This window comes from Amycolatopsis sp. PS_44_ISF1 (assembly GCF_032335455.1).
Taxonomy (GTDB): domain Bacteria; phylum Actinomycetota; class Actinomycetes; order Mycobacteriales; family Pseudonocardiaceae; genus Amycolatopsis.
In genome coordinates this window covers 2,496,277-2,509,343 of record NZ_JANUXO010000002.1, presented here as the reverse complement: position 1 = coordinate 2,509,343, position 13,067 = coordinate 2,496,277, and the positions used below count along the sequence as shown (strand labels likewise).

Here is a 13,067-nt window from a genome sequence, read left to right as displayed (position 1 = left end):
TGGGTGGCCACCTCCTTCACGGTGATCTGGCCGAGGCACCCCGGAGAATAACGCCCGGGCTAGTGTGGAGATACGCCCGGCCGAGGCAGGCGTCGCACGGAGAGGAACGATGGTGCAGCTGGACCCAGGGGCCTACCAGCGGATGCTCGGGGAGGAACTCCGGCGTCTGCGCGAGCGGCGCGGGCTGACCCGCCGGGACCTCAACCACCGGCTGCACAGCGGGCTTTCGCTCCAGACGCTCGCCACCTACGAGCTCGGCACCCGGCAGTGCTCCGTGGTTCGCCTGATCGAGCTGTGCCTCGCGCTGGAGGAGCCGCCGGACCGGCTGCTGGCCCGGGTCGGCGACCGGTACTTCGGCGGATCGGAGTCCGGCGGGGTGCGGATCGACCTGCGCCGGGTGGTCGAGGCCACCCACCCGGACCTGGCCCCGTTCCGCCGCTGGGCCGCGGGCCGGCTGGCCGAGGCCGGCGCGCCGGAGGAGGTGCGGCTGGACCCGCCGGCCCTCGACCGGCTCGCGGAGCTGTGCGGGCTGAGCACCGAGGACCTGGTGACCCGGATCCGGTCATTGTCCGAATAGGACGGTCGCGGAGGTCCGCTGCGGCGGTGGACCACGCAACGACGTCCCGGCCGGTGCTCGTGCTACCGGCCTACGCACGGCCGGGGAGCTTCACACACGCGCTGGCCGAACGACCCGGTACGCCCGGACCGGAGCCGGGCACCCGGTGCTGACCGCCGAAGCGCCCTACACCAGCAGAACCCGCGCGGAGGATTTCCTCGCCGCGGAGCCGGACCCGCTGATCCGCCGGCACCGCGAGGAACTGCACACCCCGGCCGGACTGGTCGCCGTGCAGCCGAACTGGTGAGGCAAACCCCCGCGATCCTCAGCGGCTGGCTCGCCGCCGCGGGGGAGGCCCTGCGCTCGCTCGGCGGGCGCCGAGTCTTCCGGGATCCTGTTGTGCCGCAGTCCTTTCACCCCTTGCGAGCGAACCCGGGCAGCACACCCACCCGCAGCCCGGCCGGGTGGACCAGGTCGCGGTCCGGGTGGAGCCACCGGTGGCCCACGGCCCAGGTCAGTGCGCCCAGGACGAAGCCGTAGACCGAGACCAGGCCGTGGCCGTTGTCCTGGACGAACCACATGGCCAGGCCGAGGGCCACGACGGCGATCGCGGTCAGGCGTTGCTTCGGGACGCGGGTGCGGATCAGCAGGGGGGCGGCGAGGGTCGCGCCGAGGAAGTAGGTGGCGCCGGAGCTGCCCGCGAAGTTGCGGGGGTCGACCGGACCGGCGGCGAGGCCGAGCAGCGCGTCGATGTGGTGCGGCAGCAGGATTCCGGCCAGGAAGAGGAGCAGGGCGAGCGGCCGGCCCCAGAACCATTCGGCCAGCGCGGCGATCACGGCGAGCGTGGCGAGGTTCCACGCGGCCCCGGCCACGCCGCCGTTCTGCAGGAACACCGCCGTGAGCACGCGCCACCAGCCCGCCCGGGAGGGGTCGCTGTCGAGCGCGTCCCCCGCGCCCGGCCAGCACAGCTGGAGCACCACGCCGGCCACCGCCAGCCCGGTCAGGGCGACCGCGAGCCAGGGCATCCGCCGGTTCGGGACGGTGTCCCGGCCGAGAAGGGTCAGCCCGGAGGCGGCGATCAGGATCAGCAGCAGCGCCGTGGTCAGGTTGAAGACGATCGCGTCCATGGTGAAACCCCAGTTTTTGAACAGTGTTCGAATCGGTCTGGACGGCAGTCTAGCTCGGTCGGGGCCAATTTCAAACAGTGTTCGAAAACTGGTAGGCTGTCATGGTGAAGCTCACTGCGGCCCGCATCGTGGAGGCGAGCATGGCGGTGTTCCACGAGGTCGGGTACGCGGGCCTGTCGATGCGCCAGGTGGCCGACCGGCTCGGGGTGCACGCGGGCAGCCTCTACTACCACGTCCGGGACAAGAACGCCCTGCTCTGCCTGATGGCCGATCGCGTCGCCCAGCAGGCCAGTGACGAGGGCGCCACGGCGCTGGCGGCGCTGCCGCCGGACGCGCCCTGGCCGGACCGGATCGTCGCGCAGGCCGGCGCGTTGAGGCAGGCGCTCCTGCGCCACCCCGGCGGCGCGGTGCTGCTGGCAGGCAGCCCGCGCACGCTCAGCCCGGCCGCGCTGGGCCTGATGGAACGGCTGTTGCGGACGCTGGCCGAAGCCGGGGTCCCGGCCGGGCCGCGGGCCATCGCGGCGGACGCGATCCTGAGCCACGTCACCGGATTCGTGCTGCAGGAGCAGGCCGAACCCGGCACGCCGGAGGTGCGCGAGGCGGACATCGCGGCGCTGGCCGAGCGGTTTCCCCTGACCTTCACCGAGGCCGGGGCCGCCACCCCGGAGGAGAAGTTCGCTGGTGCCGTCCGGCTGCTGTGCCGGGCCCTCGGGGACGGTGCCTAGCCGTCCCAGACCCCGGCCCCCTGGCGCAGCACGGTCACCGGCGCCGGTGCCTCCGACGGCCACAGGTCGAGCACGTACCGCAAGTGCGCGCCGTACTCGAAGTCGTTCCACTCCGCGTCCGGCGGCCCACTCTCCACATAGGACACGCGTACGCGGTGGCGCCCCGGCGCGGCGGGCAGCCGGTGCTGCCGGCCCGGGGAGTCCGTGGGCCCGGCGATGGTGAACGCGCCGCCGCGCGAGTCCAGATCGGCCTCGACCACGTGCCCGGCTGCTTCGTCGAGGGCGGGCCGGGCGGGGTGCACGGTCACCTCCACCTCGACCAGGTCCGAGCGCGCGGTGGCCACGGCCAGGGAGAACGGTTCGACCGCGATCCGGTGGGAGGTCACGGCTTCGGCGGTCCAGCCGCCGTCGCCCGGCACCCAGGCCGAGGTGTCGCGAACGGAGAACTGACGCTGGTCGGCATGAACCACGAGACGCACGCGCACCACGCTAGACCCTGGACAGGGGGTCACCCGAAATGGTATCGACGCGCGGTTTAGCGTGGTGCCCATGACCACTGCTCCCGTCGACGTCGACACCGCCCGCCGCGACTACGCGGCGCTCGTCGACCGCGGCCTCTCCCTCGACATCACCCGCGGCAAGCCGTCCCCCCGGCAGCTCGACCTCTCCGCGGACCTGCTCACGCTGCCGGACGGCCGGTACCGGGCCGAGGACGGCACGGACACCCGCAACTACGGTGGCGGCGCCAAGGGCCTGCCGGAGCTGCGCCGGGTGTTCGCCGAGGCGTTGCAGGTCCCGGTGGACCAGTTGCTCGCCGTGGGCAACTCGAGCCTGGAGCTGATGCACGACGCCGTGGTGCAGTCGCTGCTCAGCGTGCTGCCGGGCGGCGAGCGCCGGTGGGCCGACGAGCCGCGCGTGGCGATGCTCTGCCCGGTCCCGGGGTACGACCGCCACTTCCACCTGGCCCAGCGGTTCGGCATCGAGCTCATGCCGGTGCCGATGACCGAGTCCGGCCCGGACCTGGACGTGGTCGAGCGGCTCGCCGCCGGGGACGCGGGGATCAAGGGCATCTGGTGCGTGCCGAAGTACTCGAACCCGACCGGCGTCACCTTCTCCGACGAGACCGTGCGCCGGCTGGCCACGATGACCACGGCGGCGCCGGACTTCCGGATCTTCTGGGACAACGCCTACGCCGTGCACCACCTGACCGAGCACGAGCCGGCCCTGGCCGACGTGCTCGCGCTGTGCGCCGAAGCGGGCAACGCCGACCGCGCGTTCGTCTTCGGCTCCACCTCCAAGATCACCCTGGCCGGGGCCGGCGTCGGCTTCTTCGGCGCCTCGCCGGCCAACATCGCGTGGTGGTCCGGGCTGGCCGCCAAGCGCACCATCGGACCGGACAAGGTGAACCAGCTCCGGCACGCGCAGTTCCTCGGCGACGCCGAGGGCGTGCGCGCCCACATGCGCAAGCACGCGGAGATCCTGGCGCCGAAGTTCGCCGCGGTCGACCGGATCCTGACCGAGGAGCTGGACGGCTCCGGGCTGGCGACCTGGACCCGGCCGGCCGGCGGGTACTTCATCACGCTGACCGCGCCCGAGGGCACCGCCAAGGAGATCGTGCGGCTGGCCAAGGAGGCGGGCGTCGCGCTGACCCCGGCCGGGGCCACGCACCCGTACGGCGACGACCCGGCCGACGCGGTGATCCGGATCGCCCCGTCGTTCCCGGAGATCGCCGAGCTGGAGGAAGCCGTCCGCGGACTGGTGGTCTGCCTGCGCCTCGCGGTCGCGCAGCGCGCCTGAGCGGAGTCCGGGCCGCCGCCGTTCGCTAGGGTCGGTGGCGGCACGGACTTCTCCCGGAGGGACACACATGCGGGTTCTGGTCGCCGGCGGCGGCATCGCCGGCACGGTCACGGCGATGGCCCTGCACCGCGCGGGTCACGAGGCCGCGGTCTTCGAGGCCCATCCGTCCGGCGGGGCGGACGCGGGGGCGTTCCTCACCGTGATGCACAACGGCATGGACGCCCTGCGCGCGATCGAGGCCGACGGACCGGTGGTCGACGCGTCGTTCGCCGCGCTCGGCATCGAGGTGGTCGGGCCCCAGGGCGAAACCGCGGGCCCGCAGTCCTTCGACGACACCGGGCGTGACGGCCCGCGCACGCTCACCCGCGCCGCGTTCTACCGCGTGCTGCAGGAAGAAGCGGGGCGACGCGGCATCCCCGTCGCCCACGGGCGCCGGCTGGTCGCGGTCAAGACGGGCCCGGACGGGGTCCTCGTCACCTTCGCCGACGGCTCCACCGAGTCCGGCGACATCCTGGTCGGCGCGGACGGTCTCCGGTCGGCCGTCCGCACCCGGATCGACCCGGAGGCCGACGAGCCGCGGTTCACCGGACTCACCGTCGTCTACGGCTACACCCGGGCCGAAGGACTGCCCGCCGCCCCGGGCCTCTACCGGATGATCCGCGGCAGCCGGGCCGGCTTCGGCTACACCACGGCGCCGGACGGGGCCACGTTCTGGTTCGCCCGCATCCAGGAAGCCGAGCGCTCGCGCGAAGAACTGGCGTCGGTCACCCCGCAGCAGTGGCGGGAGTTCGCGCACGAGCGGTTCGCGGGCGACCCGCTGCCGTGCGCGGACATCATCGCGGCCACCGGCGACGAGGTCTTCGGCGACCACTCCTACGACGTGCCGACCACCCGGCTCTGGTCCACCGGGCGGATGGTGCTGGTCGGCGACGCGGCCCACGCGGCCTCGCCTTCGGCCGGACAGGGCGCTTCGATGGCGCTGGAGGACAGCGTGGTGCTCGCGCTGTGCCTGCGGGACCTGCCGGACGCGCCCTCGGCCTTCCTCGCCTACGAGCGGTTGCGCCGCGCCCGGGTGGAGAAGCTGGTGGCGGCGAGCGCGGGCCAGGACGTCGGCGAGGAGCGGGGCTGGGCCTACCGGCACCACATCGACTGGAACGCGCGGATCACTTCCTGAACCGCGGGTGCGCGGGCGCCGGGCTGGCTACGATGCGCGCATGACTCAACCCGCGCCCCCGCAGCAGTTCCCGATCCTGCTCTCGACCATGAACGATCTGCCCGGTTACCGCGTGGTCCGCGTGTTCGGCGAGGTCTTCGGGCTGACCGTGCGCAGCCGCAACATGTTCTCGAACCTCGGCGCCGGCTTCAAGGCCATGGCCGGCGGTGAGCTGAAGGGCCTTTCGAAGCTGCTTTCGGACTCGCGTTACGAGGCGCTGCACCGGCTTTCGCAGGAGGCCATGCAGCACGGGGCGAACGCGGTGCTCGCGTTGCGCTTCGACTGCAACGAGATCGCCCAGACGGCCAGCGAGATCGCCGCGTACGGCACGGCGGTCTACGTGGTCCCCGAAGGCGGCCAGCAGCCCCCGGCCGCCCAGTCGCAGCACGCCCAGTCGCAGCACGCCCAGCCCCAGCACGCGCAGTCACAGCACGCCCAGCCGCAGCCGGGCCAGCCGCAACAGCAGCAGTTCCCGCCGCCGCAGAACTTCCCGCAGGGCTGAATCCCGGCCGAAAATAAGGTGGCCTCCCGAACTGGGAGGCCACCTTATTTTCGGACCGGGCTACTTCCGGTACAGCGCTTCGATGTCCCCGGCGTAGTTCTTGCTCACCACGTTGCGCTTGAGCTTCATGCTCGGCGTGATCTCGCCGCCGGCCTCGGTGAAGTCCTTGGTCAGCACGGTGAACTTCTTGATCGACTCGGCGTGCGAGACCTGCTTGTTGGCCTCGTCCACCGCGGCCTGGATCTCCCCGCGCAGGTCCTCGTCGGCGGCCAGATCGGCGACGGTGGCGTCCGCGGGCTTGCCGTGCCGGCTCTTCCAGGACGGGAAGTACTCCTCGTCGATGGTCACCAGCGCGCCGATGAACGGCCGCTGGTCGCCCACCACCATGGCCTGGCTGATCAGCGGCGAGGCCTTGATCGTGTCCTCCAGCCCGGACGGCGCCACGTTCTTGCCGCCCGCGGTGACGATGATCTCCTTCTTGCGCCCGGTGATCTTCAGGAAGCCGTCGGCGTCCAGCTCGCCCAGATCGCCGGTGTGGAACCAGCCGTCGGTGAGCGATTCGGCCGAGGCCTCGGCGTTGTTGTGGTACGCGCCGAACACCACTCCGCCCTTGACCAGGATCTCGCCGTCTTCGGCGATGCGCACCGAGTTGCCGGCCACCGGCTTGCCGACCGTGCCGACGCGGAACGCGGTCTTGGTGTTCACGTTCGCCGCCGCGGAGGTCTCGGTCAGCCCGTAGCCCTCGAACACCGGCACGCCGATGCCGCGGAAGAAGTGGGCCAGCCGCGCGCCCAGCGGGGCCCCGCCGGACACCGCCGCGACGCACCGGCCGCCCAGCGCCGCGCGCAACTTGCTGTACACGAGCTTGTCGAACAGCAGGTGCTTGGCGCGCAGGCCGAACCCGGCGCCGCCGCCGTCGAGCGCCTCGCTGTACTCGACCGCGACCGCCTCGGCCGCGTCGAAGATCTTGCCCTTGCCCTCGCCGTGCGCCTTCTGCTTGGCCGAGTTGTAGACCTTCTCGAACACCCGCGGCACGGCGACCACGAAGGTGGGGCGGAAGGTGCCCAGGTCCGGCACCAGGTTCTTGACGTCCGGGGTGTGCCCCAGGGTGACCCGGGCCGAGAGCGCGGTGACGGCGATGGCGCGGGCCAGGATGTGGGCCAGCGGCAGGAAGCACAGCAGGGAGTTGCCCTGCTCCATCAGCTCCGGGAACGCCTCGATGTCGGCCCGGATCTCGGTCAGCAGGTTGCGGTGGGTCAGCTCGACGCCCTTGGGCCGCCCGGTGGTGCCCGAGGTGTAGACGATGGTGGCCAGCTCGCCCGCGGAGACGGCGCGGCGGCGGGCGTGCAGGTCCTCGTCGGAGACCTCGGCGCCCAGCGCGGTCAGCTCGTCGACGGCCGGGGAGCCGCCCTCGATCTGCCAGGTCAGCTCCAGCCCGCTCAGCCGGTCGCGGACCTGGTCGACGGCGCCGCGGTGCTCCTCGGTCTCCACGATCACGGCCCGGGCGGCGGAGTCCGAGAGGATCCAGTGCACCTGCTCGGGCGAGGAGGTCTCGTAGATCGGCACGGTGACCGCGCCGGCGGCCCAGATCGCGAAGTCGATCAGGGTCCACTCGTAGCGGGTCTTGGACATCAGGGCGACCCGGTCGCCGGGTCCGACGCCGGCCCCGGCCAGGCCCTTCGCGACCGCGGCGACCTGGTCGGCGAAGTCCTTCGCGGTCACGTCGAGCCAGCTGCCTTCGACCTGGCGGCGGAAGCTGACGACGTCGGAGAACCGCTCGGCGTTCGCCCAGACGACATCGGCCAGGTTCTCGTCGTCGGTCACCGGCTTCCCGGCGGGGGCGCTGTATTCGCGCACGTGGACCTCCGTGTTCGACGCGTGCGGTTACCCGCCGGTCAACTTAGCTTGTCGTAGACCTTAAGACCACGCCGCGGCGGACCGACGGACGAGGTCGTGACATTCTGCGCCGGTGAACCCCGGACCACCCGCACTGGATCTCGTGGACGAGACCTTCATCGTGGTGCCCCCGAGCACGGTCGCCGCGGCCTTCGCCGACCCGGCCGCCTGGCGGCGGTACTGGCCGGACCTGTCCCTGCAGGTCTACACCGACCGGGGGGACGAGGGCCTGCGCTGGACCGTCACCGGCGCGCTCGTCGGTACGATGGAGGTCTGGCTGGAACCCGTGCTCGACGGCACCGTGCTGCACTACTTCCTGCGGGCGACGCCCGCCGGTCCCCGTGGGCTGAGCCCGCGCGGGCTGCGTCGTGAGTTCGACCACCGCGCCCGCGCGGCGAAGGAACTCGCCCTGGGCCTCAAGGACGTCCTCGAGGACGGGCGCGAGCCCGGGACCCCGCCCCAGTGGCACCCTCAGGGGCACCAGGAAACCGAGGACTAGGAGGGTCTCGTGCGGGTTCACGTCGTCTCGGACGTGCACGGCAACGCCGATGCGCTCAAGCGCGCCGGTGAGGGCGCGGACGCGCTGGTCGTGCTGGGCGACCTGCTCGACTTCGTCGACTACCGCGAGCACGACAAGGGCATCATGGGCGCCCTGTTCGGGCCCGAGCGGGTGGGCGAGTTCGCGCGGCTGCGCCGGGAGGGCACCCGGGACGAGACCGTCGCGTTCTCCCGCACGCTCTGGGCCACCCTGGACGACCCGGCCGCGGCCGTCGAGGAGGCCGTGCGCAGCCAGTACGCCACCCTGTTCGCCGCGATGACCGCGCCCACCTACGCCACCCCGGGCAACGTCGACACGCCCGCCCTGTGGCCCGAGTTCTCCGGCTCCGGCGTCGAGGTGCTCGACGGGGCGGTGGCCACCATCGGCGGACTGCGGTTCGGCTTCGTCGGCGGCGCGGTGCTGCCCGAGGGCGTGGTGCCCCGGCCCCGCGCGGGTGCGGCCTGGCGCCCCTACCTGCGGGCCCGCGAGGAGTTCGACGAGTCCGTGGCCCGGCTCGACCGGGTCGACGTGCTCTGCACCCACATCCCGCCCGCGGTCGCCGACCTGACCTACGACGTGGTGGCCCGGCGCGCCGAGCTGGGCTCGCGGGCGCTGCTGGAGCTGATCCACGAGCAGCAGCCGCGGTGGTCGCTGTTCGGCCACGTGCACCAGCCGCTGGCCGCGCGCCGGCGGCTCGGGCGCACCGAGTGCCGCAACGTCGGCCACTTCAAGGAGACCGGGCAGCCCTACGTGCTGCGCTGGTGAAGACGCTCTCCGGTTACGCTTCGTCCCATGGCCGAGCAGTCCACGCAGTCCATCGAGGTCGACGCCGAGCCCGCCCGGGTGCTGGCGGTGATCGCCGACTTCCCCGCCTACCCCGAGTGGGCCAAGGCGGTCCGTGAGGCCGAGGTGCTCGGCACCGACGGGGCCGGGCGCGCGAAGCAGGTGAAGCTCACCCTCGACGCCGGCCCGATCAAGGACGTCTACACCCTCGAGTACGACTGGGACGCCACCGGCCTCGGCGTGAGCTGGCACCTGGTCAAGGGCCAGATGCAGAAGGCGCAGAACGGCCGGTACGCGCTGGAGGCCCTCTCCGGCGGCCGCACGAAGGTGACCTACACGCTGGCGGTGGAGCTGGCGCTGCCGATGATCGGGCTGTTGCGGCGCAAGGCGGAGAAGATGGTCATGGACACCGCCCTCAAGGAGCTCAAGAAGCGGGCCGAAGGCGGGGAGTAGGGCAGACGCATGCGGATCCTGCTGTTCACCGGCAAGGGGGGTGTCGGGAAGACCACGCTCGCCGCGGCCACCGCCACCGCGCTCGCCGGGCGCGGCGGGAAGACGCTGGTCGTCTCCACCGACCCGGCGCACTCGCTCGGCGACGCCTTCGGCCGCCCGCTCGGCCCCGAGCCGGCCGAAGTGGACGTCGCCCCCGGCACCGCCGCGGTGGCCCACCGGCTCTCGGCGGTGCAGGTCGACTCGCGTTCACTGGCCGACCGCACCTGGGACGAGCTGCGCGGGCAGTTGCGCGCCACGCTGGCCGGGGTGGGCCTCGACGCGCTGGACGCCGAGGAGCTGACCGTGCTGCCGGGGGTCGACGAGCTGCTCGCGCTGACCGAGGTGCAGCGCCTGGCCGAGCACGGTCCGTGGGACACGGTGGTGGTCGACTGCGGCCCGACCGCCGAGACGCTGCGGCTGCTCGCGCTGCCCGAGGCGGTCTCCGGCTACCTGCGGAGGGCGTACGGCTGGAAGGCGGGCCGGCGCGGCCGCACCGCGGACTCGGTGGACCGCCTCGGCGCCCACCTGGAGTCGCTGCGCGCGCTGCTCACCGACCCGGTCGTCACCACGGTGCGGCTGGTGCTGACCCCGGAACGGGTGGTGGTCGCCGAGACCCGCCGCACCCTCAGCTCGCTGGCCCTGCGCGGGATCGCGGTGGACGGGCTGATCGCGAACCGGCTGATGCCCGCGCCCGGCTTCTGGCGGGGTTCGGCCGCCGCCTGGCTGCGCACCCGGCGGACCCAGCAGGACGCGGTGCTGGCCGAGCTGGCGGCGGCCGGTTTCGGCCCGCGGGAGCTGGCGCGGGTCGAGCACCGGGCCAGTGAGCCGGTGGGCGCGCGGGCGCTGGCCGAGCTGGCCGAAGAACTCTACGGCGGGCGGGATCCCTTGGCGGGCAACGGAAAGCCCATTACCCCGCTGCTCCGGATCAGCGACGCGGAAGACGGCTTCCGGCTGCGCGTCGCCATTCCGCTGGAGCCGGCCTCGGAGGTGGACCTCGCCCGGGTCGAGGACGACCTGGCGATCACCGTCGACGGCTTCCGCCGGCTCATCGCGCTGCCGGAACCGCTGCGGCCGTGCCGGATCACCGGCGCGGAATCCGACGCCGAGGGCCTGGTGGTCAGTCTGGCCGGGAACCGGGGACCCGGGTGAGCGACCAGGACGGACCCGGCGCCGAGGGGCCGCGGCTGGCCGAGGAGGTCCGCCTGCTGGCCGAGATGCTGGTGGAGCGGGCCGCGCCGTGGCTCGAAGGGGTGGTCTCGGCCGGGCACGGCGGTGACGAGTCCCACGAAGCGGCCGCCGGGGGCGGTTCGCCGTGCGGCTGGTGCCCGCTGTGTGCGATCGTCGCCGTCGTGCGAGGTGAGCGCCCGGAGTTCGCCGCCCGGGTGCTGGAGCAGCTGGCCCAGCTGGTGGCGCTGCTGCGGGCGGTGCTCGCCGACCGGTGGGAGCCGGACGGGGGTGTGCACATGCCGGGCTTCCGGCCCGCCCCGCGCCCGGCGCCGGCCCGCGAGCCGGGAGTGGCCCGGGTGCAGCACATCGCCGTCCGCAGGCGGGAAGAGTGGCGGCCGGAGCAGGAGAGCTGAGTGCTGACGATAGGGGTGGACGTCGGGGGCACGAGTGTGCGCGCCGGCGTCGTGGACGAGCGGGGTTCGCTGCTGGACACCGCGCGGGTCGGGACGCCGAGTGCGGAGGACGCGCTCGAAGACGCCATCGCGGGCGTCGTGGAGGACCTGCGCAACCGGCACGACGTCGCGGCGGTCGGGCTGGCCGTGGCCGGCTTCGTCACGCGCGACCGCCGTTCGGTGATGTTCGCGCCGCACCTGGCCTGGCGGGACGCGCCGGTGGCCGACCGGATCGCCAAGCGCGTGGGCCTGCCGGTGACGCTGGAGCACGACGTGAACTCGGCCGTGGTCGGCGAGCACCGCTTCGGCGCCGCGCGCGGGGCGAAGGTGGCGGCGCTGGTCGCGCTGGGCACCGGCATCGGGGCCGGGCTGCTGCTCGACGGTGAGATCTACCGCGGCGCCCACGGCGTGGCCCCCGAGCTGGGCCACCTGACCGTGGTGCCCGGCGGCCGCGCCTGCCCGTGCGGGAAGTACGGCTGCTGGGAGCGCTACTGCAGCGGTACCGCGCTGGCCGCGACGGCGGTGGAGCTGCTCGCCCGCCACCCCGGCCGGTCGACGGTGCTCTCCCGCGAGCTCGCGGGCGACCCGGGCTCGGTCACCGGCCGCCGGGTGGCCGGCGCCGCCCGCGACGGCGACCCGATCGCCCTGCGGGCCATGGCCGAGCTGGCCAAGTGGCTCGGCGAGGGCCTGGCCCTGGTGGCGGACGTGTTCGACCCGGAGATCATCGTGATCGGCGGTGGGGTCTCGGAGTCCGCGCCGCTGTTCCTCGACGAGGCCCGCGAGCACTACGCGGGGGCGATCACCGGCGCCCGCTACCGGCCGCTGGCCCGCATCCGCACCGCGCACCTCGGCGACGACACGGCGATCGTCGGCGCCGCCGCGCTGGCCGTGGACGCCGCGAAGGCTCCCGGAGCCGAAGTCGGTGTGACAGGCTGAAGGCGTGACGCCGAAGACCGCCAACCGCTTCGTGCGGTGCACCGCCTGCGGCCGGCTGCACTGGGGCGCGTTCGGCGCGGCCGGGCTGCTGCTCTCGGACCCCGCCCGCGGCGTGCTGCTGCAGCGGCGGGCCTGGTGGGTGCACAACGGGGGCACCTGGGCCCTGCCCGGCGGTGCGCTGGAAGTGGGCGAGACCGTGCGCGAGGCCGCGGCGCGTGAGGCGTGGGAAGAGGCCGACGTGGAGAAGTCCGCGTTTCGCGCGTTGTCCGCTTCGGTGCTCGACCACCAGGTCTGGCGCTACACCACGGTGCTGGGCGTCGCCGACAGCTCGCTCGAAGCGAAGGTGGCGAACCAGGAGAGCGCGGAGATGCGTTGGGTGGAGCCCGAAGCCGTCGCGGACCTGCCGCTGCACCGGGACTTCGCCGTTTCGTGGCCTCTCCTGCGCGCGCAGCTGGGCCGGGAGCTGGTCCTGGTGGTCGACGCCGCGAACGTGGTCGGCTCCCGCCCCGACGGCTGGTGGCGCGACCGCCACGGCGCGGCCGAGCGCCTGCGCGACCGCTTGGTGAAACCGGCTGAGCTGGGCCTGCCGGACCCGGTCGCGGGCCTCGGCGCCGGCCCGGAGTGGACCTGGTGGCCCCGGGTGGTGCTGGTGGTCGAAGGCCAGGCCCGCGGTGTGCCCCCGGTGCCGGCCGTGCACGTGGTACCCGCCGAGACCGACGGCGACTCGAAGATCGTGGAGGTCACGGCTTCGGCCCGCGTCCGCCCGGACGACCACGTGGTGGTGGTGACCGCCGACCGCGGCCTGCGGGACCGCGTCACGGCTCTCGGTGCGTCGGTGATCGGGCCTGGAGCCCTGCTGCGCCACCTCGACCGCTACGCCTGA

The 13,067-nt window shown here is 73.5% G+C and carries 16 protein-coding genes; 13 read left to right on the top strand and 3 right to left on the bottom strand.

All coding sequences use genetic code 11. The annotated features are described in order from the left end of the window. Nucleotides 1-112: 112 nt before the first annotated feature. Both NYF13_RS25435 and NYF13_RS25430 read left to right on the top strand, forming a co-directional pair. Nucleotides 113-577, top strand: coding sequence for a helix-turn-helix domain-containing protein (locus NYF13_RS25435; protein ID WP_396287710.1), 465 nt, complete (start codon nt 113-115; stop codon nt 575-577). 145 nt (nt 578-722) lie between these two features. Then, nucleotides 723-863, top strand: coding sequence for a hypothetical protein (locus tag NYF13_RS25430; RefSeq protein ID WP_315660155.1), 141 nt, complete (start codon nt 723-725; stop codon nt 861-863). A 106-nt stretch (nt 864-969) separates the two neighbouring features. On the opposite strand, the gene NYF13_RS25425 is transcribed toward NYF13_RS25430, so the two are convergent. Further along, nucleotides 970-1,683: a hypothetical protein gene (locus tag NYF13_RS25425; protein WP_315660154.1), complete on the bottom strand. Its 714-nt coding sequence runs from the start codon at nt 1,681-1,683 to the stop codon at nt 970-972. Nucleotides 1,684-1,787: 104 nt separating this feature from the next. On the opposite strand from NYF13_RS25425, the gene NYF13_RS25420 reads away from it, so the two are divergent. Further along, a complete protein-coding gene (locus NYF13_RS25420; RefSeq protein WP_315660153.1) occupies nt 1,788-2,408 on the top strand; it encodes a TetR/AcrR family transcriptional regulator C-terminal domain-containing protein in 621 nt (206 codons plus the stop codon). On the opposite strand, the gene NYF13_RS25415 is transcribed toward NYF13_RS25420, so the two are convergent. After that, complete coding sequence (locus NYF13_RS25415) at nt 2,405-2,887, bottom strand: hypothetical protein (RefSeq protein ID WP_315660152.1); 483 nt, start codon at nt 2,885-2,887, stop codon at nt 2,405-2,407. The two genes, NYF13_RS25420 and NYF13_RS25415, sit on opposite strands and share 4 nt — an antisense overlap. Before the next feature lie 70 nt (nt 2,888-2,957). Between NYF13_RS25415 and NYF13_RS25410 the strand changes: the two genes are divergently transcribed. The 3 genes from NYF13_RS25410 (at nt 2,958) to NYF13_RS25400 (ending at nt 5,920) form a co-directional block, all read left to right on the top strand. After that, nucleotides 2,958-4,205: an aminotransferase class I/II-fold pyridoxal phosphate-dependent enzyme gene (locus tag NYF13_RS25410; RefSeq protein WP_315660151.1), complete on the top strand. Its 1,248-nt coding sequence runs from the start codon at nt 2,958-2,960 to the stop codon at nt 4,203-4,205. A gap of 67 nt (nt 4,206-4,272) precedes the next feature. Next, nucleotides 4,273-5,379 carry an FAD-dependent monooxygenase gene (locus tag NYF13_RS25405; RefSeq protein ID WP_315660150.1) on the top strand — a complete coding sequence of 369 codons (1,107 nt, stop codon included), beginning with the start codon at nt 4,273-4,275 and terminating at the stop codon, nt 5,377-5,379. A 40-nt stretch (nt 5,380-5,419) separates the two neighbouring features. After that, entirely contained in the window at nt 5,420-5,920 is a 501-nt protein-coding gene (locus NYF13_RS25400; RefSeq protein WP_315660149.1) for a YbjQ family protein, read from the top strand. A 60-nt stretch (nt 5,921-5,980) separates the two neighbouring features. On the opposite strand, the gene NYF13_RS25395 is transcribed toward NYF13_RS25400, so the two are convergent. Then, entirely contained in the window at nt 5,981-7,777 is a 1,797-nt protein-coding gene (locus NYF13_RS25395; protein ID WP_315660148.1) for a long-chain fatty acid--CoA ligase, read from the bottom strand. A 112-nt stretch (nt 7,778-7,889) separates the two neighbouring features. Between NYF13_RS25395 and NYF13_RS25390 the strand changes: the two genes are divergently transcribed. The 7 genes from NYF13_RS25390 to NYF13_RS25360 all read left to right on the top strand — a co-directional run bounded on the left by NYF13_RS25390 (nt 7,890) and on the right by NYF13_RS25360 (nt 13,067). Then, on the top strand, nt 7,890-8,315 hold the full coding sequence (locus NYF13_RS25390) for a polyketide cyclase / dehydrase and lipid transport (protein WP_315660147.1): 426 nt from the start codon (nt 7,890-7,892) through the stop codon (nt 8,313-8,315). A 9-nt stretch (nt 8,316-8,324) separates the two neighbouring features. Continuing rightward, on the top strand, nt 8,325-9,119 hold the full coding sequence (locus NYF13_RS25385) for a metallophosphoesterase (protein ID WP_315660146.1): 795 nt from the start codon (nt 8,325-8,327) through the stop codon (nt 9,117-9,119). A gap of 27 nt (nt 9,120-9,146) precedes the next feature. Beyond that, the gene (locus tag NYF13_RS25380; RefSeq protein ID WP_315660145.1) at nt 9,147-9,590 is read left to right on the top strand and encodes an SRPBCC family protein; all 444 of its coding nucleotides are present in this window, start codon (nt 9,147-9,149) and stop codon (nt 9,588-9,590) included. A 9-nt stretch (nt 9,591-9,599) separates the two neighbouring features. Continuing rightward, the gene (locus NYF13_RS25375; protein WP_315660144.1) at nt 9,600-10,778 is read left to right on the top strand and encodes an ArsA family ATPase; all 1,179 of its coding nucleotides are present in this window, start codon (nt 9,600-9,602) and stop codon (nt 10,776-10,778) included. Between the two features lie 65 nt (nt 10,779-10,843). Beyond that, nucleotides 10,844-11,209, top strand: a complete 366-nt coding sequence (locus NYF13_RS25370; RefSeq protein WP_315660427.1) for a hypothetical protein — start codon at nt 10,844-10,846, stop codon at nt 11,207-11,209. Nucleotides 11,210-11,224: 15 nt separating this feature from the next. Then, on the top strand, nt 11,225-12,184 hold the full coding sequence (locus NYF13_RS25365; protein WP_315660426.1) for an ROK family protein: 960 nt from the start codon (nt 11,225-11,227) through the stop codon (nt 12,182-12,184). 4 nt (nt 12,185-12,188) lie between these two features. Beyond that, nucleotides 12,189-13,067 (top strand): NUDIX domain-containing protein, encoded by an 879-nt coding sequence (locus NYF13_RS25360; protein ID WP_315660143.1) that lies wholly within the window; start codon nt 12,189-12,191, stop codon nt 13,065-13,067.

Bases quoted from the DNA above. Each gene is read 5' to 3' on its own strand.
- NYF13_RS25370 (WP_315660427.1), top strand. From the start codon at position 10,844: ATGCTGGTGGAGCGGGCCGCGCCGTGGCTCGAAGGGGTGGTCTCGGCC.
- NYF13_RS25410 (WP_315660151.1), top strand. From the start codon at position 2,958: ATGACCACTGCTCCCGTCGACGTCGACACCGCCCGCCGCGACTACGCG.
- NYF13_RS25405 (WP_315660150.1), top strand. From the start codon at position 4,273: ATGCGGGTTCTGGTCGCCGGCGGCGGCATCGCCGGCACGGTCACGGCG.
- NYF13_RS25400 (WP_315660149.1), top strand. From the start codon at position 5,420: ATGACTCAACCCGCGCCCCCGCAGCAGTTCCCGATCCTGCTCTCGACC.
- NYF13_RS25375 (WP_315660144.1), top strand. From the start codon at position 9,600: ATGCGGATCCTGCTGTTCACCGGCAAGGGGGGTGTCGGGAAGACCACG.
- NYF13_RS25380 (WP_315660145.1), top strand. From the start codon at position 9,147: ATGGCCGAGCAGTCCACGCAGTCCATCGAGGTCGACGCCGAGCCCGCC.
- NYF13_RS25425 (WP_315660154.1), bottom strand. From the start codon at position 1,683: ATGGACGCGATCGTCTTCAACCTGACCACGGCGCTGCTGCTGATCCTG.